At 70.0% G+C, this 25388-nt stretch carries 21 protein-coding genes; 10 read left to right on the forward strand and 11 right to left on the reverse strand.

The genetic code is table 11. The annotated features are described in order from the left end of the window. The first annotated feature begins 4 nt into the window (after positions 1 to 4). Positions 5 to 853: a DUF4159 domain-containing protein gene (locus ENSA5_RS12600; RefSeq protein WP_106391890.1), complete on the forward strand. Its 849-nt coding sequence runs from the start codon at positions 5 to 7 to the stop codon at positions 851 to 853. A 7-nt stretch (positions 854 to 860) separates the two neighbouring features. Then, positions 861 to 3281, forward strand: a complete 2421-nt coding sequence (locus tag ENSA5_RS12605) for a vWA domain-containing protein (protein WP_106391891.1) — start codon at positions 861 to 863, stop codon at positions 3279 to 3281. A gap of 123 nt (positions 3282 to 3404) precedes the next feature. On the opposite strand, the gene ENSA5_RS12610 is transcribed toward ENSA5_RS12605, so the two are convergent. Together ENSA5_RS12610 and ENSA5_RS37580 are read right to left on the reverse strand one after the other, a co-directional pair. Continuing rightward, the gene (locus tag ENSA5_RS12610) at positions 3405 to 3866 is read right to left on the reverse strand and encodes a hypothetical protein (RefSeq protein ID WP_146155620.1); all 462 of its coding nucleotides are present in this window, start codon (positions 3864 to 3866) and stop codon (positions 3405 to 3407) included. Between the two features lie 641 nt (positions 3867 to 4507). Then, positions 4508 to 5197 carry a tellurite resistance TerB family protein gene (locus tag ENSA5_RS37580; RefSeq protein WP_181197700.1) on the reverse strand — a complete coding sequence of 230 codons (690 nt, stop codon included), beginning with the start codon at positions 5195 to 5197 and terminating at the stop codon, positions 4508 to 4510. 154 nt (positions 5198 to 5351) lie between these two features. On the opposite strand from ENSA5_RS37580, the gene ENSA5_RS12620 reads away from it, so the two are divergent. Then, on the forward strand, positions 5352 to 7088 hold the full coding sequence (locus ENSA5_RS12620) for a hypothetical protein (RefSeq protein ID WP_181197701.1): 1737 nt from the start codon (positions 5352 to 5354) through the stop codon (positions 7086 to 7088). Positions 7089 to 7170: 82 nt separating this feature from the next. Here ENSA5_RS12620 and ENSA5_RS12625 read toward each other — a convergent pair whose 3' ends face one another. The 4 genes from ENSA5_RS12625 to rsmD all read right to left on the reverse strand — a co-directional run bounded on the left by ENSA5_RS12625 (position 7171) and on the right by rsmD (position 12512). Then, on the reverse strand, positions 7171 to 8706 hold the full coding sequence (locus ENSA5_RS12625) for a DUF4397 domain-containing protein (RefSeq protein ID WP_181197702.1): 1536 nt from the start codon (positions 8704 to 8706) through the stop codon (positions 7171 to 7173). A 57-nt stretch (positions 8707 to 8763) separates the two neighbouring features. Next, on the reverse strand, positions 8764 to 10467 hold the full coding sequence (locus ENSA5_RS12635) for a tetratricopeptide repeat protein (RefSeq protein ID WP_181197703.1): 1704 nt from the start codon (positions 10465 to 10467) through the stop codon (positions 8764 to 8766). Positions 10468 to 10707: 240 nt separating this feature from the next. Then, positions 10708 to 11931, reverse strand: a complete 1224-nt coding sequence (locus tag ENSA5_RS12640; protein WP_106391897.1) for a pyridoxal phosphate-dependent aminotransferase — start codon at positions 11929 to 11931, stop codon at positions 10708 to 10710. Continuing rightward, positions 11928 to 12512 carry a 16S rRNA (guanine(966)-N(2))-methyltransferase RsmD gene (gene rsmD / locus ENSA5_RS12645; protein ID WP_106391898.1) on the reverse strand — a complete coding sequence of 195 codons (585 nt, stop codon included), beginning with the start codon at positions 12510 to 12512 and terminating at the stop codon, positions 11928 to 11930. The genes ENSA5_RS12640 and rsmD overlap by 4 nt, the downstream gene beginning before the upstream one ends. A 53-nt stretch (positions 12513 to 12565) precedes the next feature. On the opposite strand from rsmD, the gene ENSA5_RS35880 reads away from it, so the two are divergent. Continuing rightward, positions 12566 to 12751, forward strand: a complete 186-nt coding sequence (locus ENSA5_RS35880) for a hypothetical protein (protein ID WP_146155621.1) — start codon at positions 12566 to 12568, stop codon at positions 12749 to 12751. Beyond that, a complete protein-coding gene (locus ENSA5_RS12655) occupies positions 12748 to 14010 on the forward strand; it encodes a lipopolysaccharide biosynthesis protein (protein ID WP_106391900.1) in 1263 nt (420 codons plus the stop codon). Before ENSA5_RS35880 ends, ENSA5_RS12655 begins: the two co-directional genes overlap by 4 nt. Positions 14011 to 14112: 102 nt before the next feature. Here ENSA5_RS12655 and ENSA5_RS12660 read toward each other — a convergent pair whose 3' ends face one another. After that, positions 14113 to 16242, reverse strand: coding sequence for a hypothetical protein (locus tag ENSA5_RS12660; protein WP_106391901.1), 2130 nt, complete (start codon positions 16240 to 16242; stop codon positions 14113 to 14115). 103 nt (positions 16243 to 16345) lie between these two features. Here ENSA5_RS12660 and ENSA5_RS12665 point away from each other — a divergent pair, with 103 nt between their 5' ends. Further along, positions 16346 to 17428, forward strand: a complete 1083-nt coding sequence (locus ENSA5_RS12665; RefSeq protein WP_106391902.1) for a hypothetical protein — start codon at positions 16346 to 16348, stop codon at positions 17426 to 17428. On the opposite strand, the gene ENSA5_RS12670 is transcribed toward ENSA5_RS12665, so the two are convergent. Next, positions 17413 to 18255 carry a DNA-formamidopyrimidine glycosylase family protein gene (locus ENSA5_RS12670; protein ID WP_106391903.1) on the reverse strand — a complete coding sequence of 281 codons (843 nt, stop codon included), beginning with the start codon at positions 18253 to 18255 and terminating at the stop codon, positions 17413 to 17415. The two genes, ENSA5_RS12665 and ENSA5_RS12670, sit on opposite strands and share 16 nt — an antisense overlap. A gap of 120 nt (positions 18256 to 18375) precedes the next feature. Here ENSA5_RS12670 and ENSA5_RS12675 point away from each other — a divergent pair, with 120 nt between their 5' ends. Then, positions 18376 to 19560, forward strand: coding sequence for a hypothetical protein (locus tag ENSA5_RS12675; RefSeq protein WP_106391904.1), 1185 nt, complete (start codon positions 18376 to 18378; stop codon positions 19558 to 19560). A gap of 180 nt (positions 19561 to 19740) precedes the next feature. Here the strand turns inward: ENSA5_RS12675 and ENSA5_RS12680 are convergent, their stop codons facing one another. The 3 genes from ENSA5_RS12680 to ENSA5_RS37585 are packed head-to-tail and all read right to left on the reverse strand — an operon-like array spanning position 19741 to position 23434. Beyond that, positions 19741 to 20694, reverse strand: a complete 954-nt coding sequence (locus tag ENSA5_RS12680) for a sulfotransferase (protein ID WP_106391905.1) — start codon at positions 20692 to 20694, stop codon at positions 19741 to 19743. Positions 20695 to 20720: 26 nt separating this feature from the next. Further along, positions 20721 to 23240, reverse strand: a complete 2520-nt coding sequence (locus ENSA5_RS12685; RefSeq protein WP_106391906.1) for an HTTM domain-containing protein — start codon at positions 23238 to 23240, stop codon at positions 20721 to 20723. A gap of 56 nt (positions 23241 to 23296) precedes the next feature. Further along, on the reverse strand, positions 23297 to 23434 hold the full coding sequence (locus ENSA5_RS37585; RefSeq protein WP_181197704.1) for a hypothetical protein: 138 nt from the start codon (positions 23432 to 23434) through the stop codon (positions 23297 to 23299). A gap of 367 nt (positions 23435 to 23801) precedes the next feature. On the opposite strand from ENSA5_RS37585, the gene ENSA5_RS12690 reads away from it, so the two are divergent. Genes ENSA5_RS12690 through ENSA5_RS12700 form a run of 3 tightly spaced genes read left to right on the forward strand, consistent with a single transcriptional unit; the run spans position 23802 to position 25150 of the window. After that, positions 23802 to 23996 carry a hypothetical protein gene (locus tag ENSA5_RS12690; RefSeq protein ID WP_106391907.1) on the forward strand — a complete coding sequence of 65 codons (195 nt, stop codon included), beginning with the start codon at positions 23802 to 23804 and terminating at the stop codon, positions 23994 to 23996. Positions 23997 to 24038: 42 nt separating this feature from the next. Then, positions 24039 to 24299 carry a hypothetical protein gene (locus tag ENSA5_RS12695; protein ID WP_146155622.1) on the forward strand — a complete coding sequence of 87 codons (261 nt, stop codon included), beginning with the start codon at positions 24039 to 24041 and terminating at the stop codon, positions 24297 to 24299. A gap of 56 nt (positions 24300 to 24355) precedes the next feature. Further along, complete coding sequence (locus tag ENSA5_RS12700; RefSeq protein ID WP_106391909.1) at positions 24356 to 25150, forward strand: thymidylate synthase; 795 nt, start codon at positions 24356 to 24358, stop codon at positions 25148 to 25150. Positions 25151 to 25388: the final 238 nt, after the last annotated feature.

The following is a 25388-nucleotide window of genomic DNA, read 5'->3' on the forward strand; positions in this document are numbered from 1 at the left end:
GCACATGCCGAGTTCGCTCAAGCCGTGGCCGCGCAGGCGGTTCCTCCGCGCCGCCAGCGTGGGCCTGGGGGCGTTCGCGCTCGCGCCCGAGCTCGAGGGCGCGCCTCCGCCCGAGATCGACGAGGACGAGATCGACGAGCTGGGCCTGCGCCTGTTCGGGCCGCGGACCGGGCCCGAGCTCGAGCTCGATCTGCCCCAGCTCGAGTATGGCGGCGACTGGAACCCGCGGCCCGGGGCCATGCGTCAGCTCGGCCAGGAGCTGCGCCTGCGCACCCGCCTGGCCCCGATGCGCGAGCCCTCGGTCGTGAGCCTCGATCCGGACGAGCTGTTCCAGACCCCCTTCCTCTACATCGCCGGCCGCGGCGGGCTCCCGGGCCTGGTCGACAGCGCCGAGGCCGAGAACCAGCTGCGCCGCTTCGTCGATCTCGGCGGGATGATCGTGTTCGACGACGCCGACGGCGGGGCCGACTTCGGGTTCGGGCGCGACGTCGAGGCGCTGATCGGCCGGATGCTCCCGGGCGCCAAGCTGACCCGCGTGGCCGCCGACCACGTGCTCTACCGCAGCTTCTACATCATCGACTCGCCGGCCGGGCGGACCCGGGCCCAGGACCACGTGCTCGGCGTCCAGGACGAGGGCCGGATCAAGATCCTCGTCATGCCCAACGACCTCGGCGGCGCCCTCGCCCGGGGCGACGACGGCTACTACCGATGGGATTGCACGCCGGGCGGCAGCGTCCAGCGCGAGTGGGCGACCCGCTTCGCGGTCAACATCCTGCTCTACGCGACCTGCACCGACTACAAGTCCGACCGCGCCCACGTCGAGACCCTGATGCGCAGCCGAAGGTGGCGCTGAACGTCTGATGGAGCGCGCGTGGAGCCTGATCGTTGGACACCCACCCGGGCCGCTCGGGTGGCTGTTGCTGATCGTGTGTGTCGGCCTGGCGCTGGTCGAGCTCGCTGCCGTCGCGCGGCGCGGGCTCGCCAAACGCGCCGCGCGCACGGGCGGCGCGAGGCGAGCGCGACTCGGCGTCGCGGGGATCGTCATCCTCCGCGTGATCGCCGTGCTCGCGCTGCTCGCCGTGGTCCTCGAGATCGGCGTGCGCGTCGAGACCTTCGCGGGCAGCAGCCGCCGCGTGGTCGTGCTCATCGATCATTCGGCGAGCATGGCGCTGGCCGACAGCCCCGCCGACGCCGCCCCCGGCGAGGACGCCCGCGCGCGCTTTGATCGCGTCCGCGCGCTGTGGTCGGCCGGGGCCGAGGCCCGCGCGCGCTGGCGCGAGGACGCCGTCGACGTCGAGGTCCGGGGCTTCGCCGGGGAGGTCACGCCGCTGACCCGCGCGAGCGCCGACGCGCTCGAGCTCGAGCCGAGCGGCGGCGGCTCGGAGCTGGCCCGCGCGCTGGTCGAGCTGGCCGAGGCCGACGCGGGCGAGGGCGCGCCGCTGGCTGGCGTCGTCGTGATCTCCGACGGCCTCGTCAGCCACGAGCGCGCGAGCGCCGAGCACCTCCAGGACATCGTCGACTCGCTCGCGGTCCCGGTCACGACCGTGGCCGCCGGGGGTCCGACGATCCGCGACGTCTCGATCGCCGCGCTCCACGTCGGGGAGTTCGCCTTCGTCGAGAACGTGACCGAGTTCTCGGCCGAGCTCGTCGCCCACGGCTGCGAGGGTGAGCGGGCCGAGGTCACGCTCCTGCGCGACGGCGAGGCCGTCGCAACCCAAAAGATCCGCCTCGGCGGCGACGGCGAGCGCCGCGAGGTCAGCTTCGAGGTCGCGCCCGATCGGACCGGGCAGTTTGTCTACGAGCTTCGGGTCGCCCCGCTCGCGCGCGAGGCCAGCGCCGACAACAACCGCCGCGCGTTCGTGATCAAGGTCCTGCGCGACAAGGTCCGGGTCCTCCACGTCGCCGGGCGACCCGACTGGGACGTCCGCGCGCTGCGGACCCTGCTCAAGCGCGATCCCAACGTCGAGCTGCTGAGCTACTACATCCTCCGCGACTTCGAGGACACCGCCCGCGACGACGGGACCGCGCCCCTGAGCCTGATCGCGTTCCCGACCGAGCAGCTCTTTCGTGAGGAGCTCGGCAGCTTCGATCTGCTGGTGATGCACAATTTCGACGCCGCGGCCCACGGCGACTACCTCGGCAACGTGGCGACCTACGTGCGCGAGGGCGGGTCGCTGGTCGTGATCGGCGGCGACCTCGGGCTCGGATCCGGCGACTTCGCCGTGCCCGCGTTCACGCGCCTGATGCCGATCGACATGCGCGCGCCCCTCGACCTCGACCGCGAGCCCTTCGCGCCCAGGCTGACCGAGTCCGGCCGCCGCCACCCGATCACCGCGTGGCTGGCCGAGAGCGAGCGCGGCGACTGGCGCGGGCTCCCGGCCCTCGACAGCTTCAACCCGGCCCACTACGCCCGCCACGGCGCCGAGGTCGACGCGACCGCCCTGCTCGTCCACCCCGGGCGCCACACCACCGACTCCAAGCAAATGCCGCTGCTCGCCGTCGCCGAGCCCGGCAAGGGCCGGGTCGTGACCCTGACCACCGGCTCGACCTGGCGCCTCGGCTTCGCCCCCGATCTCCCGCTGATCGACGGCGCGCGCCCCTATGACCTGCTCTGGCTCGGGGCGATCCGCTGGCTGCTGCGCGACGCCTCGGCCGAGCGCCTCGTGCTCGAGATCGACCAGGCCGAGCACGCCCTCGGCGAGCCCATCGAGCTCTCGGTTCGGACCCTCTCGGCCAGCTACGCGCCCGAGCCCGGCGTCGAGGTCGAGTTTGACATCCGCGCGCTGGATCCCGAGCGCGCCGCCGAGCCGGCCGTCGCCGCGGCGCGCCTGACGACCGACGGCCTCGGCCGGGCCTCGACCAGCATCGAGGCCCTGCCCGCCGGGGCCTATCAAGCCGAGGCCTGGCGGGCCGACGCGCCGCCGCGCAGCGACGACGCCGAGGGTGAACGCGACGCTGACGGCGCCCCGAAGCTCGGCCAGGCGGCGCGCCGGGTGTTCCTGGTCGGCGGCGGCGGTCGCGAGCTCGCCCTCGTTGACGCCGACCCCGGGACCGCGCTGCTGCGGGACCTCGCCGCGCGCAGCGGCGGCGAGTTCGTCGACGCCGTCGACGGCGACGAGCTGCCCAACAAGCTGCCGATCGCCGCGCTCGACCAGCTCGATCGCCGCGCGAGCGGACGCGAAGACGTCCCGCTGTGGGATGGCTGGCTGACCTTGCTGATTGCGATCGGCGCCTTCGGTGGCGAGTGGATCCTGCGCCGGCGCGTCGGTGGGCTGGGGTGAGCTACGCAACCCTCTGCGTGGGCCCCTGAAGGGGGCTTTGACGCGAGCTCTCGGTGACAACGGTAGGAGGGGCTCCAAACAGGTCGTTGTTCTAGCAGCCCGGGCTGCTAGCACCCCGGGCTGCTAGTCAATCGTGCGTCGGAATGCGTCAATTCCCCCAATGACAAGATCGGGGTCGACGACCACGTCTTCATCGTAGGAGCGCTCGATCGCCCAGTAGAGCGCTTTTTCGATATCGCTGGTGACCATACTCGGTATTGCGAGGCGGTCGAAGTACATCGTGAACAGCTCGGCGCGCTCCTCGAGCCCGGGCGGCACCGTGAGGGCGATACCAATCGTGGTCTTGGCCGTCATCCCGATGTTCTTCTCGACCCACGCCCCGCATAGCTTGCGCTGCTCCGCGGTCAGGCCCGCAAAACGACGCATGTCGACGACCTCGACCCATAGCGCCCCCGAGCTGAGCTGCTCCAGTTTGAAGTCGCGTTCCGCGGCGAGAAACTCGCCGAGTTCGTCGTCGGTGATGCAATCGACTTGGCGCAGCACTCTGATCGGCGCGAGCTTGTCGTTGATGGTCACGAACTTCATGTCGACTCCGTCCACGCTCTCTGGCGTGATTTTGATTACGCTATCATCTTCAAGTGGTATGTCCATTCAAAAATTACTAAGCGGGGCGGTGCGAGGGCTGCGCCTCCTCGAGCTTGGGATCGCGTTCTAGCCGGCCCGTTCGGCATCTGAACGATGATCACGGCAAGCTAGTATCCATATTTAGAATAGTGGCACTGCCCGACATCGCGAAACTTGCGCGGTCGAACTGCAAATGGGGTATCCAGGAACACGCCCAACTCGGATGATGGCGGGGACCGGCGCGTTTGGCTCCTAGCAGCCCGTGGTGCAATGCATCGTGTCACCTCGCGCCGGAATCTTCGCCGAGGGCGCGAAGCCAAAACGCCAAGCGAGGCGGCGCAAGGCATTGCACCACGGGCTGCTAGCAGCCCGTGGTGCAATGCATCGTGTCGCCTCGCGCCGGAATTTGCGTCGAGGGCGCGAAGCCAAAACGCCGCTGTACCGGGCGTACTGCAAGTTTTGGCGACAAAGCCCTCGGCGAAAAGGCCAAGCGAGGCGGCGCGAGGCATTGCACCACGGGCTGCTAGACACGCGAGGTCACAAAACGCCCGACCGCAGCGAGCGAAAGTGGGTCACCGCGAGCGGCCGCCATTCGCGGTCGGTCACGCAGGCGGCGGCAGCTGGCCCCGCGCGAAGGACATCGTCGCAGACTCGGACAACCCGAGCTTGGTCCGGACCTGCTCGAGCATGGCCCGCTCCTCGTCGGCGACGTGACCGTCGGACGCGGCGATCTCGGCGAGGTAGCCGAAGACCAGGGACTTCTCCTTGTCCTCGAGGATCTGCGCGAGCAGGTGGGCCAATTCCGCCACCCCCGGGAGGTCCTTGTGGTTGGCCATGACCCTGAAGAAGTCGTCGGCGGCGAACTCGGCGAAGAGCTGGCGACCGACCTCGATCGCGATAGCGACCTCCTCGTCTTCGACCTTGCCGTCGGCCGCGATCATTGCGGCCGCGAGGCCGTAGGCGACGCGGAGTGGATCGACCGCCATCCCCTCGCCAGGGATCCCAGCCTGCTCGAGCGCGCGCTCGACCCCGGACTCATCGGACCGGACCAACAAGCCTCGGACCGCGCCGTAGGTGATCATGACTGGGTTGAGGACCACCGCGGTCACGCTGAACCACCCGACCAGCGACGAGACCCCGACCTCCTTGTAGATCGATCGCCGCACGCAGCGGCGGCAGCCCATGAACTTCTTCACACCCAGCGTGTAGGCCACGACCCTACCGCGGACGTAGGGGATCGTTGCGACGGTCTCGATGTCGCGCTCGTTGCAGTAGGGGCAGATGCGGCTCATCGCGGGCTCTGGTCGACGGTGGTGGGCCGAATTCGCCCAGCCAACGGCCGTGGCGAACGATAAAAACAAACGAGCCTCCTTCCAAGGGGGCTCGTGCAGCGGCCCTGCGCGGCAGAGTTGCTGACGCCTGAGGGGGTCTGAGACAGTCATGTCCATGGCCCGTCCGCGTCCCCTGCTCCTCGCCCTGCCCCTCCTTTCGCTCGCCACCCTGGCCTGCGCGGACGACGGCGGAGGGGATGAGCTCAACGAGGGCGAGACCGGCGACATCGACGCAGACGCCGGGGACGGCGATGGCGATGGCGACTCCGGCGATGGCGACTCCGGCGATGGCGACTCCGGCGATGGCGACTCCGGCGATGGCGATGGCGATGGCGATGGCGACGGCGATGGTGACCCTGGCGACGGCGATGGCGACTCCGGCGATGGCGACGGCGACGCCGGTCTCACCGTCGAGCTCCTGCTCAACAGCGACGTGATCCTCGAGGCCAACAACGATGGCGCGCTCACGGCCGCGTGCGTGCTGTTCGAGAACGGGCTCCCGGCCGCCGTCCAGCCCAGCTTCGAGTACACGCTGACCCCGGCCGAGGGCACGATCGACAACGGCGACAGCTGGGCCTTCGAGTCCTTCGGCACCCCGACGATCGGGTGCAGCACGCAGGTCGACAACGAGGAGCTGTCGAGCGAGCGCGAGATCGCCGTCCTCAACGACGCCATCGACGCGCGCCTCGCAGACCTCGGCGCGGCCCTCGGCACCAGCGCCTCGGGCCTCGCCGCGGTCCTCGCGGCAGACGGCGGCGAGGACCAGCTGCTGGTCGACGCGATCGCCGAGCTCGCGACCGTCGAGCCCGCGCTCGCCGACGCCGAGCTCGATCTCGCCGGGCTCGACGATGTCCTCGTCCCGCTGCCCGGCGGGTACCCGAGCGCCGCCGCCCTCGACAACGCCGGGATCCTCGCCAACGCCGACGACGACGCCCTCGGCGCCGCGCTCGCCGAGGTCGACGCGGCCCTCGACGCGCTCGCGGCGACCTACGCGGGCTTCACCCCCCAGGTCGAGCCGAGCGAGGACGACCTCGCCGCGCTCGAGGCCGCGGGCGCGACCCTCGACGCGGCCCTCAGCAACGCGAGGGCGCTCGAGCCCACCGCCCACGGCTGGCTCGCCAATCGCCAGACCCTCGCGCTCTCGACCCGCGACCACCTCGCCCCGGCGCTGGTGGCGGTCAACAACTACGTGATCGGCCGGGCCGAGGCCGAGGGCGAGGGCCTGTTTGGCATCGCGCCGCCAGACCCGGTCCTGACCCCGAAGTTCGGCCTGCTCGGGCTGACCCTGGGCATGTTCAACCAGAGCTACATCCGCGTGAAGCTGGTCAACGAGTGGTACGGCGACACGATCAAGGAGCTCGACAAGAGCATCAACAACCTGATCTTGTCCGAGCTCATCGACTACCTGCTCCCGCCCAACCCCGACGGACCGGTGATCGAGCTGTTCAGCGCCAGCGCGGCCGTCGGGTTCGCGGTCCCGGGCTACGACACCTGGGCCTACGGCTCAAACTTCAACTCCGACCCGGACTATAACCTGTTCATCATCCTCGGCGACCAGTGGCAGGGTGTCGTCGATCAAATCCTCGGGGCCTGCGGCGTGTCCGAGGACAACTCGGTGCCCGAGAACATCGAGGCCATGAACGACTGCATCGAGCAGGTCGAGATGGCCGTCGACTCGGCGATCAACTACTCGATCGACGTGGTCGATCCGGGCCTGCTCGGCGACCAGGACGTCCACATCGGGCCCTTCCCCGAGGTCTGCGAGGGCTTCTTGCCCGTCGCAACCCTGGTCATCCCGGTCAACCTCGCGGTCGGCCGCGGCCCGACCTGGCAGACCAACTGCCTGCCCTGATCCGCGCGACAAATTTAAAGACACCGGACCGCCATCGGCAGCCCGGTGTCTCGCGCGAGAGTCGCTGACCTTTGTCGGCCGCCTACTCGCCCGTGACGATGACGCAGACCTCGTTGATGGTCCCGGTGTCGCCGCCGGCGTCGTCGCGGATGAAGAAGCTCCAGGTGCCCTGGGCGTCCATCCCGTCGAAGTCGGACAAGCTGCCCTCGGGGCTGAAGGTGCCGTCGACCGCCGGGTTCTGGGCGTTGACGCAGGCGTCGTCCTCGATGGTGCTGCCGGCCTCGTCGTCGAGGACCGCGAGCATGTCGTCTCCGCTGCAGCTAAAGCCGTCCGCCAGGATGTCCGAGAACATCGGCACGGTCGTCCCGCCGAGGTCGATCGTGGCGTCGAGATCCGCGAGCCAGGTGTGGGTGATGTCGACGCTGACGTCGACGTCGGTGATGATCATCGAGTCGGGCACGTCGATGTCGATGGTCACGCCGTTGGCGTCGCTGTCGGGGATCGGCACGACGTTGTTGTTGCAAAACGACGTGCTGTTGGAGCAAGCCGCGAGCTCGAAGCCGCTGCAGTCGTCGAGGCAGGCCAGCTCGCCGCCGGAGAAGCCCTCGTCGGCGCAGGTCATGCCGTCGAGATCCGCGCCGTCGCAGACCTCGAAGGCGTCCTTGACGTCGTCGCCGCAGACGTCGTGATCGACCCGCGCGGTCGTGCCATCGGGGAGGTGCGCGAGCAGGAACACGGGCGCGCCGCCGTTCTCGTTGACCGCGTAGACGTCGATGAGGGCGTCGGTCCCGAGCTCGGGGATCTGGAAGATCAGATCCGGGATCATGTCGTCGTCGACGTCAACCCCGGTCGCGCCAGCGCCAGCCGGGATGTCGAGGGTCTGGGTCGCGCCGTAGTCGAGATCCGTGAACAGCGGCGTGAGCGGATCGGTCATCGCGTAGACGTCGATCTGGCCGACGTCGGCGGCGACGTGGGTCAGCTGCATGCGGACCATGCCCATCATGATGTCGGCGTCGTCGTCGAGGACGCTGATCATGTTGACGACGTAGTCGTAGGTTGCGAGCGAGTACTTGCTGTCGGCGAGCGCCTCGAAGGGGAACTCCAAGGCGGGCATGTCCGGCGGCTCGCCGGCCGCGACGATCTTGGCCGTGTGCGGACCCGCGGGGATCACGATGTAGTCGGTGCCATCCTCGAGGTTGAGTCCGGCCGCGGCCGGCATCTCGTCGTCGTCGAGGTAGATGTCGAGCGGCACGGGCACTTCGAGGTTGGCCGCGACGAAGCGAACCATCGCCTCACCGGGATCGCCGTCGCCGTCGCCGTCGCCATCGCCGTCGCCGTCGCCGTCGCCGTCGCCGTCGCCGTCGCCGTCGCCGTCGCCGTCTCCGTCGCCGTCGCCGTCGCCGTCGCCGTCACCCGGGTCGCCGTCGCCGTCACCCGGGTCGCCGTCACCGTCACCGTCGCCGTCGCCGTCGCCGTCGCCGTCGCCGTCACCGTCGCCGGTCTCTGTCGCGGTCTCCGAGCCGGTGTCGGCCGGCACGCTCAGGTCATCACCGCACGCAGACGCTGGGAGCAGGAGCGTCAGCGGCAACAAGTACAAGGAGAGAGTCTTGGGGCGCATCCGGCGAGTATCGGAGAACCCAGGCCCCAGGACAAGGTACGGCGACTGAGTGGCCGCTCAAATTGCGACAGTGATCTTCACACCTGGCTCGGCGAAGACTGCTTTTGGTCCCCCAGGACCATCGACGACCGCCAGCCCAGGCACCCCCAGCTCGATCTCGTGCTGTGACCCGCCCGCGACCTTGACCACGTGCTCTCGCTTGGGCCCGGTGACCTTGACCTCGAGCTCACCGCTCTCGTCCCGCTTCAAGACCAAGATCGCCTTGTCAGCCTTGTCGGAGGGCGCCAGTTCGGCGTCGTAGGGGTAGAATTCCGAGATCCTCTGCTCGAGCGCGTCGAGGCGGGTCCCAAAGGCTGGCATCCGCAGGTAGTCGCGGGCCTGAGCGTCATCGTACTGCGACCGGATGAGGTGCAGCTGGGCGAGGGCGCGGCCGTAGTAGTTGATGCGGCCCTTGGGATAGCTGTAGGTCCCGAGCTCCCGGTAGCGCTCGTACCAGGCCTTCTTGAGCCCCTCGAACCGGGTCTCGGCCTCCAACTCGGCCCGCGCGAGCCGGGTGTCGAGGAGCTCCGGCGCGTAGCGTTCGGCGCGGCCCAAACCGGCCCGCGCGGCGGTGAACTGACCGACCGCCATCATGTTGCGGACGTAGACGAGCTCGAGCAGGGCGCGAAGGCGATCGTAGGCGGGGTCACCCTCCCACGCGACGAGCAGCTTGCGCGCGCTGCTGGTGCTGCGCGCGGCCGTAGCGATGATGTTCTGGAAGCTCAAGATCCGGTTCTCGGGCTCGAGCTCCAGGGCCTGCGCGAGGATTTTTCGTGCCGCCCCGTCCTCGTCAGCGGCGAGGTGGATCGCGGCGCGCTGCATGAACAGGCCCATGAGGGTCTCACGCAGGGCCGCGAGATCGTCCGCGGGGATCGCCCCCTCGGCGTCGGCATAGGTCGCGAGGCCCCGCGCGGTGCCGAGCTCGTAGTCCTTGGCGTAGATCTGAAGCGAGGCCGCGTACATGCGCAAGTTGAGCTTGTCGAGGACGCGCTGGGCCGGGTCGACGCTGCGGCGGACGTCCTCGAGGTCCAAGGCCGCGTTGATCGCCGAGTCTTCGTGGTTGAGGGCGGCGTTGTAGATGACCCCGATCCGCTTGTCCCACCAGACCTGCTGGGCGCCGACCTGATCGGGCGGCATCAGGCGCATGGCGTGGTCGAGGTAGCCGACGGCCTCGATCCCGGTCCCGTAGTGACCCTCGGTGTAGACGTCGACCTTGTTGAGGACCGTGATCGGATCGCGGTTCATGGCCAGGGCGAGGTCGAAGTCCTCGAGCGCGTCGGCGTACTCCTTGTCGCGGAGCCCGGCCTGGCCGCGCTCGAGGTAGATGACGGCGATCATGGTCTTGCACCCGCGGCAGCCCTTGCCCTCCATCAGCGTGTCGATCGCCTCGGTGAAGCGCTCGACCTTCATCAACGCCCGGGCGTAGGCGATCCGGCTCTCGTCGCGGGTCTGGTCGAGCGAGAGCGCCTCGCGGTAGTGGCCCATCGCGTCATCGGAGCGATCGGCCTCCATCAGCCGCCCGCCTCGGTTGATCAGCATGTTGATCAGCAAGGCGCGGGCCTCGCTCGAGTCCTTGCCCTTCGAGCGCATCGCGTCGCGGTACAACTCCTCGGCCCGGGCCTCGTCGCCCTCGTCGAGGGCGATCTCAGCTTCGTCGAGTTTGCTCTTGGAATTTTGAAAGTACGCGCAGCCGCTGCCGACGAGAACGAGCGTCAAGCTCAAGGTCAGCAACCCCCGCCCATTCTTCTGGGAGACCGTGTTTGCGCGCCACATGGCGCCCCTTATATCGTCGAATTTTTGGTGTTTCAAATCACACCTTTGGTACGGGTTTCGTGGCGGGGCCAGTTTCGCGTTTCTGGCGCAAGTCAACCCCGAGCCGGCCCGACACACGGCGGCTGCAAGTGCGCGAACGGGCGCGGCTCCCCTGCCCGCTCGCGCCCGTCCCCCCCGCTGATCGCCGCTCTAGGTCGCCGAGCTGGCCAGGGCTTGCCGAAGCAGCTCCATCCCCGCTTCGATGTCGTCCATCGAGCAGGCGAAGCTCAGGCGCAGGTGCCCCGGCGCCCCGAAGGCCGTGCCCGGGACCGTGGCCAGGCCCTTGTCCTCGAGCAGGAAGCCCGCGAGGGCGAGATCGTCGGCGAAGCGGGCCCCCTCTCCGCACAGGGCCGAAAAATCCGGGAACACATAGAACGCGCCGTCGGGCTCGACGAGCTCGGCTCCGGCCGCGCGCAGCCCCTTGATCATCGCGGCCCGGCGCTCGGTGAAACGCTCGCGCATGACCTCGACCTCGGCCTTGGCCGAGGCCTCGGTCACCGCCGCGAGCGCGGCCCACTGCGCGGGCGTGCTCGCGCCCGAGGTCGTCTGGCCCTGGATCGCGGTCACGGCCTTGGCGACGGGCACGGGCGCAGCGAGGAAGCCGATCCGCCAGCCGGTCATCGCGTGGCTCTTGGACACGCCGTCGACGATCACGATCTGATCTTCGATGCCCGGGATGCCCGCGAGCGCCCGAACCACCGACACCGAGGGCTGGCCGTAGGTCAGCTTGCGGTAGATGTCGTCGGTCAGGATCCAGGTCTGCGGGGCGCGCTCGGCCAGGACCTCCGCGAGCGCGCGCAGCTCGGCGGTCGTGTAGGCGACGCCGGTTGGGTTCGAGGGGCTGTTGAGCAGCAGGTACTTGGTCTTGGGCCCGACGGCCTCGCGCAGCTGCGCGGGCGTGAGCTTGAAGCCCTGCGCCCGCGGGCACGAGACGATCTTCGACGTGCCGCCGCCGAGCCGGACCATCTCGGGGTACGAGACCCAGTAGGGCGCCGCGATCACGACCTCGTCGCCGGGGTCGAGGGTGACCATGAACAGGTTGGCGAGGCTGTGCTTGGCCCCACACGAGACGATCAGCTGATCGCGGGTGATCTCGACGCCGTGGTAGGCCGAGAGCTCGGCCGCGGCCGCGTCGCGCAGCTGCGGGAGGCCCGGGACCGGCGCGTAGCCGACCGGCGCGTCGGCGAGGCGCCGGGTCACGCTGGCGGCGACAGCCGCGGGCGGGGCGAAGTCGGGCTCGCCCGCGCTGAAGTTGAACACCTTGCGACCGGCGGCCCGGAGCTCGCCGGCCCGGGCCGAGATAGCGAGGGTGGCCGAGGGCTTGATCGATCGGGCGACCGCGTTGATGTCGAGGGGGTGGGTGTGCGTGGTCATGGGCGGCTCGCTTTGCCGAGGTGACGGAGAAATTCGAGGGCCGTCTGGCCGTGATCGCGGATGGCCTCGCTGGCCAGGCCCGCCGGGATCGGGATCGCCGGTCGCCGTCCGCGGTGCTTTTGGTACTCGATCACGACGACCGCGTCGTCGGCGAGGTGTCCGTGGGTCACGAGCGCGTCGAGGACCGGGCCGTAGAGCTCGAGCTTCGCGTAGGGCGGATCGACGAGTACCAGATCGAAGGGCCCCTGGCTCGGGCCGCCGACGAAACGCCGCGCATCGGCGCGCACGAGCGTCGCTTGTTCGCGCACAGCCAGCGCGTCGAGCTGCCGGGCGAGGAAGCGGTGAAGCTGCGAGTGCTGCTCGACGAGGGTCGCGTGCGCTGCCCCACGACTGATCGCCTCGATCGCCAGGCCCCCGGTTCCTGCGAAGAGATCGAGCACCCGCGCGCCGACGACCTCGCGCTGGAGACGATCGAAGATCGCCCCGCGGACCCGGCTCGAGCTCGGGCGCACGCCGGTGATCGAGCGCGGCAGCGCCAGCAGCCGCCGCCCACCAAGTGTCCCTGCGACGACCCGCTGCACGGCTCAGATCTAGCGCCCTCGCCCGGGCCTGAAAAGTCGATACCATCTCGACCGTGCACGAGCGCGCGGACATGTCCCTGGGTCCCTGCATCTGTCAGCGCCCGATCCTGGCGCTCGGGGCCTGCGCGGACGAGGGCGGGGGGCCGGGCGAAGGCGCGGACACGGGCGAGCGCGGGGGGTGCGACGGCGACCCCGGCGACGGTGACGGCGACGGCGGCGCCTGCGAACGAGGCCCATGACCGCCCGCGACTCGGTCACGCGCAGCTTGTCGTGGAGCCTCTTCGGTGAGCTGAGCTTCGCGGCGGCGCAGTTCTTGTCGCTGCTCGTCGTGGCCAAGCTCGGCTCGCCCGAGGCCCTCGGCCGCTACTCGCTCGGCCTCGCCGTCGCGACCCCGATCATCATTCTGGCCAACTTGCACCTGCGCCCGATCTACGTGGTCGACACCCGCGCGCGCTGGGGCTTCGCCCACTACCTCGGCCTGCGCACGCTGATGCTCCCGCTCGCGCTGGCCGTGACCGCGGGCGTGTGCCTGATCCGGGGCTGGCCGTGGCAGACCGCGGCGGTCGTGTGCCTGCTCGGCGTGATCCGGGTGACCGGCAGCGCCTCGGACATCCTCTATGGCCGGGCCCAGCGGGCCGAGAAGATGGACACGATCGGGATCTCGCGGGCGGTCCGCGGGGGTCTGTGGATCGGCCTGCTCGCCCTCGGGCTGAAGCTCGGCGACGAGGTCTTCGCCCTCGCGCTGGTCTGCGCTGGCATGGTCCTCCACACCCTGGGCTACGATCTGCGCAAGGCCAGGGCCGTCGAGGTCGCCGAGGATCCGCCCGGCCCCGCGCTGCGGCCCCGCTTCGAGCCCGCGGCGCTGCGGGCCCTCGCCTGGGAGGCGCTGCCGATGGGCCTCGCGGGCGGCCTCCTCGGCCTGACCGGCAACGTCCCCGCCTACGTGCTCGAGGACACCCACGGGCTCGAGGCCGTCGGCTTCTTCGCCGCCGTGTTCTCGGTCATCCAGGCCAGCGGCGTGGTCAACGTCGCCCTCGGCAACGCCGCGATCCCGCGCCTCGCAACCCTCTCGGTCGACGACCCCCGCGGGTTTTGGGTGCTGCTGGCCAAGCTGCTCGGGCTCGTGGTCGCGCTCAACGGGATCGGGGTCGCGCTCGTCGCCGCGATCGGTGACGCGTACCTGCAGTACGCCTACACGCCCGAGTACGCCGTCTACCTGCCCCAGCTGGTGCTCGCCTCGATCGCCGCGGTCGTGCTCGGGCTGGCCAACATGCTGTCGCAGACCTTGACCGCGCTGTCGCGCTTTCGCCTCCAGCTGTGGCTCAACCTCGGGGCCCTCGGCTGCTCGATCGGCGTCGCGCTGTGGCGGATCCCGAGCCGGGGGATCGGCGGCGCGATCGAGACCCTGCTCGTGCTCGCGAGCGTTCGCCTCGTGCTCTACATCGTCGCCAACCTCGCCGTCGGGCCGCGTCGGAGCTCGAGTCAGCCCCAGGGCTGAGCGGGTTCGTGGACCAGCACAACCGGCCGCGTCCCTCGGGCAGCGCCTGTGACATCGGTGCCTACGCGCTGTAGTCCGGTCGGCCGAGGGGCTCGCGGTCCGTCACCGCGAGCCTCCACGCAGGTCGTCGCGGGTCCGGCTCTCGGACGGCGCGTCCGAGTCGAAGCGGCCAAACAGCTCGACGACAGGCGGCTGACGCCAGCGCTCGTTGAGGTTGTCCGTGGTCACCTCCCTCCGCTCGAGCACCTCCTCGCCGCCGCGGGTTCGGAGCCGCTCACACTGCGCATGGATCCGCGCGACGCCCCGGGGCACCCGCGGGGCGAGGGCGGGGTCGATGTCGCACAGCGAGCCCCGGTAGTAGAGGTGGCAGCCCTGCTCGTCGCTGGGCTCGCGATCGTTGGGCATCGATCGAAAGCGCAGCTGCGGGGCGACCAGCCCGAGGGGCGAGCGGTCGGGAGCCAGGCAGCAGTCGAGGTCGGGCTCGCTGGTCGGCTGGCGCGGGCGCACGAACCACAGCGTGCAGCCGTCGAGCTCGCGCTCGTCGAGGGCCTCGGCCAGGAACAGGTACTCGGCCTGGAAGGTGTACTCGTGGCGCCAACCCGGGCGCGCGGCGAGGGTCCCGAGCACGGCCAGCGCGACCGCGCCCGCGCCCAGCAGCGGCCGTCGCAGCCGCGCCCGCGGGCCCCGGAGCCAGCCCTCGGCCGCGTCGCCGAGCTGCGCCGCGACCACGACCAGGACCGGCAGCGCGAGCACGAAGTAGCGCGCCCCGGTCAGGCCGTCGTGGGTCAGGTTGCGACCCAGGGGCACGAAGATCAGCGCCCAGCTCAGCAGCGCCGCGCCGACCAGGCCCCAGCGTTTCGCGAGCAGCGCGGCCACGAGCCCCAGGACCACGCACGCCAGACAGACCGGCGAGATCCAGTGCGGCGGCTCGCTCGTCGCGACCCACAGCTGCGAGAACAGGACCCTGGCCGTGTAGCGGATGCCCTCGGCCTCGGGCCCGGGGTGGTTGCTGGGCAGCACGACCTGAAACCACCCGTAGACGCCGATCAGCGCCCAGCTCAGCCAGAAGAATGCGGCGTCGCCGAGCCGGCGCGGCAGCGGCTGCCAGCGCACGTCAGGCGCGGCCGGGCTCGGCTTGGCGAAGATCGTCCACAGCGGGATCAGGCAAAGCTGCGGCCAGCAGTCCACGCGGGTCAAGATCGCGAGCAGGACCAAGCTCGCGCTCAGGAGCCGCGGGATCACGCTGACCTCGGTCGCGCTGCGCAGCCACACCGCCCACGCCGCCAGCGCCAGCGTGCCCGCGAGCACGTGCTCCGAGCTCGACGCCGACAGCCGCACGGCGATCGGCGCGAGCGCGAGCAGCACCCCGGCGACGACCCCCGCGCTCAGCGAGCCGCCCAGGCGCCGGACCACGAGCACGATCAGCGGCACCGCCAGCGCGCCCGTGACCCGGACCAGCCCGAAGGCGACCCCCACCGTCCACGGGCTCAGCGCGCGCACGAGCGCCTGCAACACCGCCGAGCTGGCCCCAAAGCGCAGCTCGCCGAGGCCCTCGGCCGGCAAGAAGGGGCCGTACCAATTGCCGAGGCTCGCTACCGCGACGAAGCGCGGGACCAGGGCGACCACGAACAGGCCCGCCATCGCCAGGCCCCAGCGCCGGGCGTCCTCGCGCGCGGACGCGGGCGCGGCCCGAAGCTCGCGCCAGGCCCCGAGCCCCGCGAGCGCGGCGAGGATCAGCGCCGCCAGCCACGCCGCGCTAGCGAGGACCAGCGGATCTGCGAGGCCGATCCCATCCGCCTCGCTGCTGAGCTCCGGCGCCTGCCCGCGCACGACCGGGACCAGCTCCTCACGCGGCTCGCCGACGAAGGCCCGGACCCCCGCGAGCGCCTCCGGGCACAGCTCAGCGAATTCCGGCGCCGCGTAGTAGGCGAGGTCCTCGCCCTCGTGCGAGGGCTCGACCACGCACCCGCGCGGGCCGAGCAGCACCGTGAGCACGTCGCCGTCGCGGCGCCACTCGATCTGGGTGCGGAACATCGAGGTGTCCACGCGCCCGAGCGCGCACGGGCCCTCGGCCCCGATCGCCCGCATGCGGTCGACCAGGTCGTCGATCTGCTCCTTGGGCAGGGCCTGCTCGCAGGTCTCGGTGAAGCCCGGAGCCGCCGACGCACGCGCGGGCGCCAGCACCGTGAGCAGCGCCAGGACCGTGAGCACCACGCGGACCAGCGCCGACACGGCGCGCAGTATATCCGAGCCAGCCCGAGCCGCGGCCCAACACCGCTCGCCCCTGGATCCGCGACGCGTCGCGCCGTTGTCGCTACACTGCGGCGAGGGCCGAGTGACGACGCGCATCCGCGAGGCGAGGACGAGCGACCTGCCCGAGTTGGCGGCGCTGCTCGGTGCACGCGCGGGCCTCGACGGGCCCGAGCCCAACCCGCGCCGGGTCCTGCACGATCTCGATCCCGCCCGCGTCCGGGCCTGGGTCGGCGTCGAGGGCCAACACATCGTGGCCATGACCTGCGCCGAGCTGCGCCGGCTCCAGATCGGTGATCGCACCGTCGACGCCGGCTACTGGTCGGTCCTCCACGTCGACGACGATCATCTCGACGCGCTCCCCCCTGCCCGCCTCGCGCAGACCATGCTCGCGGGCCTCGCCGAGCTCGGCGTCGAGCAGGTCTACCGTGCAGGCCCACTCGATCTCGCCCGGGCCCACCCCCTCGGCGAGCTGCGCGAGGTCAGCCGCGTTGCCCTGCGCCTCAAGCCCCTGCGCCCGCTCTCGCTGCTGGCCAAGGGCCTCGGCTGGCCGGGCTGGGCCCGGCGCGTGGCCGAGCCCCTCGATCGCGTCGTCAGCCTCCCCTCGCGCGCCGACGACCTGCGACCACGCCGACGCCCGCGCGCGACCTCGATCGTCAGACTCTCGCTGCCCGAGGATGCCGAGGGCGTCGCCGAGCTGCTCGCGCGGGCGCGCGCGGGCCGAGTCACCCGTCGCTGGGCCGCCGAGGAGCTGTGCGCACGCTACCAGGCGGCGGCCGACGGCGGCCCCTACACGCTCTTGGGTCTGTGCCGCGCGGGCGCGCTCATCGGGGTCCTCGCCTACCGAATGACCACGCGCGAGACCGGCGCGCGCCTCGGCGTGATCATGGAGCTCGCGGCCCGGGACGACGACCCCGAGCTCCTCGAGTTGCTGCTGCACGGCGTCGAGCGCCGCGTCCGAGCGCAGCGGGCCGACGGCGTGCTGCTGCTCGACGCCCTCGGCCCGACCCTGTCTGCGCTCGCGCGTCGGTCCGGCTACGGCGACAGCGGTGAGCGCTTCGTGCTCGAGGTCGGGGACACGCCAGCCGTCGATGCTGACGACGCCGACGGTCCGCTGCTCGACGCGGACGCCTGGCGCGTGCCGCTGAGCGATCACGACGGGCTCTGAGCTTGGCAGCCCGGGCAGTAGTAGGTCGAGCGGGCCAGCCGGCCCTGGCGGCGCATCTGGATCAGCTCGCCGCACACACGGCAGGGTCGACCGCTGCGCTCGTAGACCCACAGCCGCCCGCGGCCCTCGAAGCGCGTCCGCCGAGGACCGCCGCGATCGAGGTTGAGGCGCATCAGCTCGCGCGCGCGCTCGAGCAGCGCCCGCAGCTCGGCGGCCTCGAGCGCGGCGACGGGCGCGAAGGGATCGCGGCGCTCGAGGAACAGCAGCTCCGACTTGTAGACGTTGCCGATCCCGGCGACCGCGGACTGACGCATGATCGCGGCTCCGAGCGCGACCTCCCCGAGCGCGCGCAGACGGGCGACGGCCTCGTCGAGGTCCGCGCCGGGATCGAGGAGATCGGGGCCGAGCTGGGCCAGCGCGCGGCTACGCAGCAGGCCGCGGGGACCGAGGAATTTCAGGATCTCCGGTCGGGTGCAGACCGCCGCGTGGGTCTGGGTGCGCAGGACCAGCGACGGGCGCGGTCCCGAGCTTCGCGCGACATCGCCCGCCCCGCGGACCGACCAACGCCCGTGCATGCCCAGGTGGGTCCAGATCGCAACGGGCAGCTGGTCTGCGCGACGGGGATCGGCCTCGCCTGCGACGGCGTGAAGCGGCGCGCAATGGACCAATAAATTCTTGCCCCGGGCTTCGACGCGATCGACGCGACGGCCGACGATCTGCCAGTCGTCGACGGCCGCGAGCTCGCAGGTGCAGGCGAGGAGCGTCTGGCCATCGAGCACCGGCCGCAGGGCCGCCGCGACGCGGTGGATCGTATCGCCCTCGGGCACGGCGAGCGTGCATTAGCACGCGCGTTCGGAGTTTCCACAGCGCAACGATCGGGTGACGAACGCGCGGGTCGACCACTTTGGCTGCTGGCTTCCCCCCTGCCCCGTGCGACACTGCAGGCCATGCGACGCTCCTTTGCCCTGCTCACGGTCCTCGCCCTCGTCTTCGCTTGCAGCGACGATGGCGGCAATGGTGGTGACTCCTCCGCCACCGGCTCCGAAACCGGCTCCGGCGACGGCGACGGCGACGGCAACTCGGGCAGCGAGGACAACACGGAGACCGCAGAGGGCACCGGCGACGGTGACGGCGACCCGGGCGACGGCGACGGCGACGGCGACACCGGTGACGGCGACGGCGACACCGGAGACGGCGATGGCGACACCGGTGACGGTGACGGCGACGGCGATGGCGACACCGGTGACGGTGACGGTGACGGCGACGGTGACGGCGACGGCGACGGCGACGGCGACACTGGAGACGGCGACGGTGACCCCGACGCCGACCCGCTGTGGGTCAACCCCAACCTCTGGTACTCCGTCGAGGATCGCCTGATCTACATCGAGATCGATCCCGACGACGGCTCCGTCGTCCAGCTGGTCGCGAGCACGATCCTCACCCCCCTCATCGACGGCCAAAACGGCTTGACCATGCTCGAAGACGGCTCGCTCGTCGGTTCCCGCGAGAGCGCCGGGGCCACCCAGATCTTCCACGTCCCCGAGCCCCCGACGATGGGCGAGGACATCGAGGTCGACATCCTCGGCACGGTCCCCGACGGGCTCCGGATCGAGGCGCTCTACACCGACTGCCAGGGCCTGGTCTACCTCATGGACACCGGCGTCGACGTCGGCAGCTCCGAGGGCAACCGACTCCTGCGCTTCACCGGCGACTACCTCGCGGGCGACCTCAGCTACGAGGTCATCACCGACCTCGAGATGGCCTCGGTCGCCGACATCGACGACATGGGTCCGGGCATCGACGACATGGGCGAGGTCACCGACGGGCTCGGCTTTGCGATCGACTCGGGCACCGTCTACGAGATGGACTACAACACCGGGACCGCCGTCGAGATCGGCAACGGCGGGACCTGGGGCATCCACGTGCTCGGGGGTCCGCTGTTCAACGACGACACCGCGCGCCTCTACATCCTCAACTCCGACGCCGATCTGTTCGAGGCCGACCCCAACGACCTCAGCCTCTCGGATGTCCTGGTCACGGGCCCGACGCCCAACGGCAACGCCTACCCCGGCTGGAGCGGGCTCGCGGGGCCGCTGACCGAGTGCGAGTCGACGCTGCCCGATCCCCAGTAGCTCGCCCAGCAGCTCGCCCAGCAGCTCGCCCAGCAGCTCATTGGGGCTCGTCTGCGAGCACCGCCACAGCCGTCAGCGACTCTGCGACCTACGGCCGCAAAAGCGGCCGCTCGCTCGCTGCGCTCCCTCGTCCATGGGACGCACGACGCGTGGACCCATCTCAGAGATCCGGGTCGAAGCTCAGTAGCCGTACTCACCAAGATCGACGCCGATCCGCTCACCGAGGGCGCGGTTGTCCTCGCGGTGAAGATCGAGCAGCGCCTTGGCCAGCTCCGGCGACATCGACCTGCTGCCCTTGCGCTTCGGCAGCAGCGGCTCGACCGTCCGAGCAAACACGGCGGACGGATGCCAGTCCTTGCCGAGGCGCTCGCGGACAGCGAGCTTGACCGGCATCGGGACCCGGTTGACGAGCTTGGCGAGGCCGAGCGTGACCGGTGACCAGCTCTCGTTGACGCGCTCGCCCGCCTCGGGGAACACCCCCTCGAGCTCCGCGAACGCGTAGAAGCGCCGGAGGAAATCGTCGGCGTCGGCCCGAAACAGCTCGAAGGGCAAGGTCAAGACGGCGTCCTCGCCCCAGCGCGCCCGGAACAAGGAGTCGAAGGCGAACCAGTCGAGATCGCGGGCGTCGACGTTGGGGCCGTTGTAGAGCCCGATGTTGTAGCGGTCGAACTGCCCCTCGCCGCGGTAGTTGAGGTAGCGCTCGATCGTCGTCGACCACCCGGCCTTGAGCAGCTGTGAATAGGCCGAGGCGACCCACGAGTCCTGCCGCCGCACGACCAGCCAGATCTTGGCCGCGGGGAACATCCGGGCGAGGAGCTCCGTGTTGACCGCGAGGTTGCTGTGGTTCTCGGCCGGCCAGCCGACGATCGCCTCGGAGCTGATCAACACCGTCGGCTCCTCGACCTGTGCGAGCCACGCAACGATCCGCTCGCGGTGGGCTTCGACATCGACGCAGGCCGCGTTGCGAAACAAGAGCTCGAGCAAGAAGCGCTCGATCGGGCCGTCGTCGGGCCGCGCGCGGTGATAGGGATGAACGAAGCGGACCCGCGGCAGGGCCGGAAACACCCGCTCTTGCAAGAAGGTTGTCCCGGTCTTGTGGAGCCCGACGTGGAGGATGATCTGCTTGTCGTGCATGCCCGCGGCCGCACTATCGCACACCCCTACCCTGCTGCTGCCTTCGCCGCCTCCCGACGCTCGCGCTCGGCCTCGATCTCGTGGCGCCGCTGCCAGCGATCGAGGCGGGGCTTGGTCGCGCGATGAATCTCGCTGTCCGGGACCGAAGCCAGGCCGTGGCGACGCCGGATCTCGTTGGTCGGCTGGGCGTCGGGCTCGGTCGCGCAGCGGGCCCGGTAGACCCGCTTTTGCTTGCCGTGGGCCTCGAGGTAGGCGGCCGGATCGTAGGGCCCGCGCTCGCGCATGAGCTTCGGAGGCGGGACCGCGTACCACTGCTTGATGATCTCCACGGTCCGCGGGAGCTGGCCATCGTGCTCGAGCGCCCACTTGCGGCAGTGATAGCGGGCGATCCACTTTTGATAGTGCTTGGCGTCGCCCGTGACCCGGCGGGTGATCTTGCCCATCCGATCGTAGATCAGCCAGGGTGAGACCTTGTTCCGGGGCGAGTTGACGTCGGTATAGAGATCCCAGAGCTGCCCGTCCTGATCGGTCACGAACACCTTCATGAACACGTTGCTGCGCGTGGGGTTGGGCGCGAACATGTTCCAGCTCTGATAGGTCTGGGTGATCTGAACCCAGGGCAGCACGACCGCGCGCGCGGGCTTGCGGAAGCTCGCGGTGCAGTCCTTGTCGGGGATCGAGTGGGCGGCGAGGGCCGCGAGGTGCACGGCGATCAGGGTCCCGACGAAGGCCCGGCCAAACCACCCGTAGGCCCAGGTCCACGCGTCCGGCTCGGGCTTGGCCTCGCTCGCCTCGCCCCTGCCCAGACCCTCGCCCACGCGGGCCACGATCGCGTACACGAGCGGGGTGAAGATCCCGACCAGGAGCGACCACCACCAAAATCCGTGGCCCTGAACCTTGGCGAGCACGGCCGCGGCCACGAACGCAAAGCCGGCGAAAATGACCCCGGTCGGGACCGCCCGACGATCGTGATGCAGCTGCGGCAGCGAGCGATCCTCGGTTGGCGTGATCCGCTCGCCCCGGGCGACCCAGGCCGGGATCCCCGGAACCCCGAGCCGCGCGAGCCCCCTGCCCACGCGCCGGGCCAAGATCGCAACCTCGGTCCCGTTGAGGACCGCGACGTAGACCGCGATCATCACGGGCGCGAACATCCCGATGTTCATCAGCACCAGGATGTGCAGGTGAAACAAGAGCCCGAGCGTCAGCCAGAATTTGCGACCGGCGAAGATCGAGAAGAAGCGGTCGAGATCCAGGGTCAGCGTGCGCCCGCGAAGGGTCCACTCAAAGGGCCGCTCACGGAGGCGATGCCAGCCCCAGGCGATCCCGACCATGAGCCCCAGCCCGGCCCCGAGCGCCAGCCACTGCACGGTCCGGACCGCAGGGATCCCAGCTTTGTCGACCGGGTAGTGGACCGGCAGCCCGACCCAGATGATCGCGAGCGCCCCGAGCCCGAGCACCGTCCAGGCCGCGCGCAGCCCCCATCGCCGCCACCCCGTCGGCGGCTCGAGGCGCTCGCGCCGGGCCCAGCGCACGATCAACCCGAGCACGACCAGCGGAAAACCGATCTGCCAGAAGTGAACGGTCCAGGTCATGATCCGGAACACGTTGGTCCCGAACACGTAGCCGATGAACTGCGTCGGCACGCGGTTGAAGTGGTCGAGGTTGAGCGCGTAGTAGAGCGAGTCCCCCCGCCACCACACGCGCCCGGTCTTGGCGCAGCCGGTCCAGAAGTAGATCGTGGCCAGCTGCAAGATGATCAGCGTCCGCGGCCACGCCGGGATCCGCCGATAGATCGCCGCGAGCCCGCCGGGCTGCGCCTCGCTCGGGGCCACGCCCGCGCCCCCGCCGGGACCCTCGCGGGTGTCGAGCTCGCCCGCGCGCGCGAGCCGACGACAGCGCAGCCAATTGTCGATGCTGTAGGCGTGGCCGCTCTTGGCCAGGACCAGGTAGATGAACATCACCCGGAACACCGAGTCGGCGCCCGACATGTAGATCGGGTTGCGGCCCATGAACCCGAGCGTGAGCACCAAGCTGATCACCCCGCTGAGCCGGGTGCGAAAGCCGACCAAGAACGCGACCGTCGCCAGCTCCCAGATCGCCAGCTGGGTATAGAAGGCCGGCGGCGAGTCCCAAAAGTAGAGCAGCGAATAGCGCGGGCCCCGGAGCCAGCGCAACATCGCGAAGCCATCAAAGAAGCCGACCGGCTCACCGTCGACGCCCTCGCCGTAGCCCGCGAATTGCCGCCGGGCCAGGTTCTGCCGGGCCGAGTCGGTCATGAACAGGCCCTCGTCGGTGAACAGCAGCTCGAAGTGCTGCCACATGTTGTTGATGTTGATCAACAACACCACGCAAAAGGCCACGCGAAAGGCCGCGATCGCCCGGGGGTCTTCGGTCCGCAGCCAGAACCGCCGCCAACGCTCGCGGTCGAGCAGGATCAGCGCCCCGACAGCCAGCGCGCATAGAAAGGTCAGCCATCCGATCGTCGGGCCCAGCGCGAGGGCCTCGAGGTTTGGCGGGGACTTGGCAGCGAGTAGGAAGACCGGCATGGGAAGACAAAATTCCGACGGTCGCGACCCCACCCGGGCCGCGACCGCCGAGGACCTCAAAGGCCCCGGTGACCTTCGTCCTCGGATTGGTCACGCAGCCAGCGAACCATTCCCCAGACGAAGCTCAAGATCACGATCCACAGCCCCGCCAGGACCCAAAACGCCCAGAGGTCGGGGCCAGAAGGCCGGAACATGGTCAACATCGCGCTCAGTGAGGGTTCAATCGACATGGTGATCCGTGCTCCTGCCGATCAACCTGCACTACCGGCGCCGGCTTCTAAAGCGCACTCTTTTCGTGCGCTGACCCTCCATAGTTGGCACACGCCCACAATGGCGGTCAGTGCCTGCAATCTTTGCTGCGAAAGCGGCTTGCGCGCACGACTTGCCGCGACTCGACGGGCCCATCGATCTTATTGATCGAGGGGCAGATGCTCGCATCGAACATCGACCGGACCCGCGCGCTCGCGCGCAACGACCTGCGCCCGGGGCCGCGCGACACCAGCTCTCCGACCGCGGCCGAGCTCGGTGCGCTGACGGCACAAGACGCTCGCCCCCGAGCTCGTGCGCGAGCCGCGAGGCGAGCGGTCGATCGAGCTCGACGCCCGCGTGACCGACGCGGATCAGCTCGACCTGCTCGACGCCGGGCTCAACGCGATCGGGCGTGTCTGCGACGGTGTAGCAGCCCGGGTCAGGGGAACCCGAGATGGCCGTCACAGCGTGACGACTGATAATGACGAACCGATCAAGGCACTTTGAACCACAGTAGGGGCGAGCCACTCGCTATCGAGGATAATGCAAATGTTCGATCTTCTGTCCGCAACCGTCACTCTGCGACTCTTTGGTCCATTGCTCGTCGGCGTATTCTTGGCCATTTCGCTCTTTGTGCTTGGCCGCCTGGTCGCGACGCGGAAAATCGCCCACGCGCTCGACACTGACGATTTCGACGATCCCGGCATCCCGCGTCTCGTTACACCCGACGCCGACGTGCCCGGGTCGATCGAGCACGTGCCGACCCGCGAGTTCGTCCGCGCGCGTGACTCCAAGCGCCAAGTGGCATAGAAGCGCCTGAGACCGGGTGGTCGCCCAGCGCTGTCACACCGTGTACCCTCCCCCGCGTGCGCCCCTACCTCGATCTCCTCGAGCAGATCCTCGACCGCGGCGTCGACAAGAGTGACCGCACCGGCGTCGGGACCAAGAGCATCTTCGGTCACCAGCTCCGCTTCGACCTCGCCGCGGGCTTCCCGCTCGTCACAACCAAAAAGCTCCACCTGCGCTCGATCATCCACGAGCTGCTGTGGTTCTTGCGTGGCGACACCAACGTCGCCTACCTCCACGAGCACAAGGTCTCGATCTGGGACGAGTGGGCCGACGAGCGCGGCGAGCTCGGGCCGATCTACGGCCGCCAGTGGCGCAGCTGGCCGGGGCCCGACGGTCAGACGATCGACCAGATCTCACAGCTCGTCGAGCAGCTCCGCCACAACCCCGACTCGCGCCGCCTCGTCGTCAGCGCGTGGAACGTCGCCGAGCTGCCTCAGATGGCGCTCTCACCTTGCCACTGCCTGTTTCAGTTCTACGTCGCCGAGGGCAAGCTCAGCTGTCAGCTCTATCAGCGCAGCGCCGACGTGTTCCTCGGCGTCCCGTTCAACATCGCCTCCTACGCGCTGCTGACCATGATGATCGCCAAGGTCGTCGGGCTCGAGTACGGCGACTTCGTCCACAGCTTCGGCGACGCGCACCTGTATCAGAACCACCTCGACCAGGCCCGGCTGCAGCTCTCGCGTGAGCCGCGGCGGCGACCGCAGATGCTGATCGAGCGCGCGCCGGCCTCGCTGTTCGACTTTCGCTACGAAGACTTCGAGCTCGTCGGCTACGATCCCCACCCGCGGATCTCGGCCCCGGTCGCGGTCTAGCAGCCCGGGGTGCAATGCCTCGCGCCGCCTCGCTTGGCCTTTTCGCCGAGGGCTTTGTCGCCAAAACTTGCAGTACGCCCGGTACAGCGGCGTTTTGGCTTCGCGCCCTCGGCGCAAATTCCGGCGCGAGGCGACACGATGCATTACACCCCGGGCTGCTAGCGCGGCGATCTGTTCGAAGGTCAAGAGCGTCAGAACGAGGCGCCGCGCGCGGAGGAGAGCTCTGTCTGCGGCCGCG

Source organism: Enhygromyxa salina (assembly GCF_002994615.1).
Classification (GTDB): Bacteria; Myxococcota_A; Polyangia; order Nannocystales; family Nannocystaceae; genus Plesiocystis; species Plesiocystis salina_A.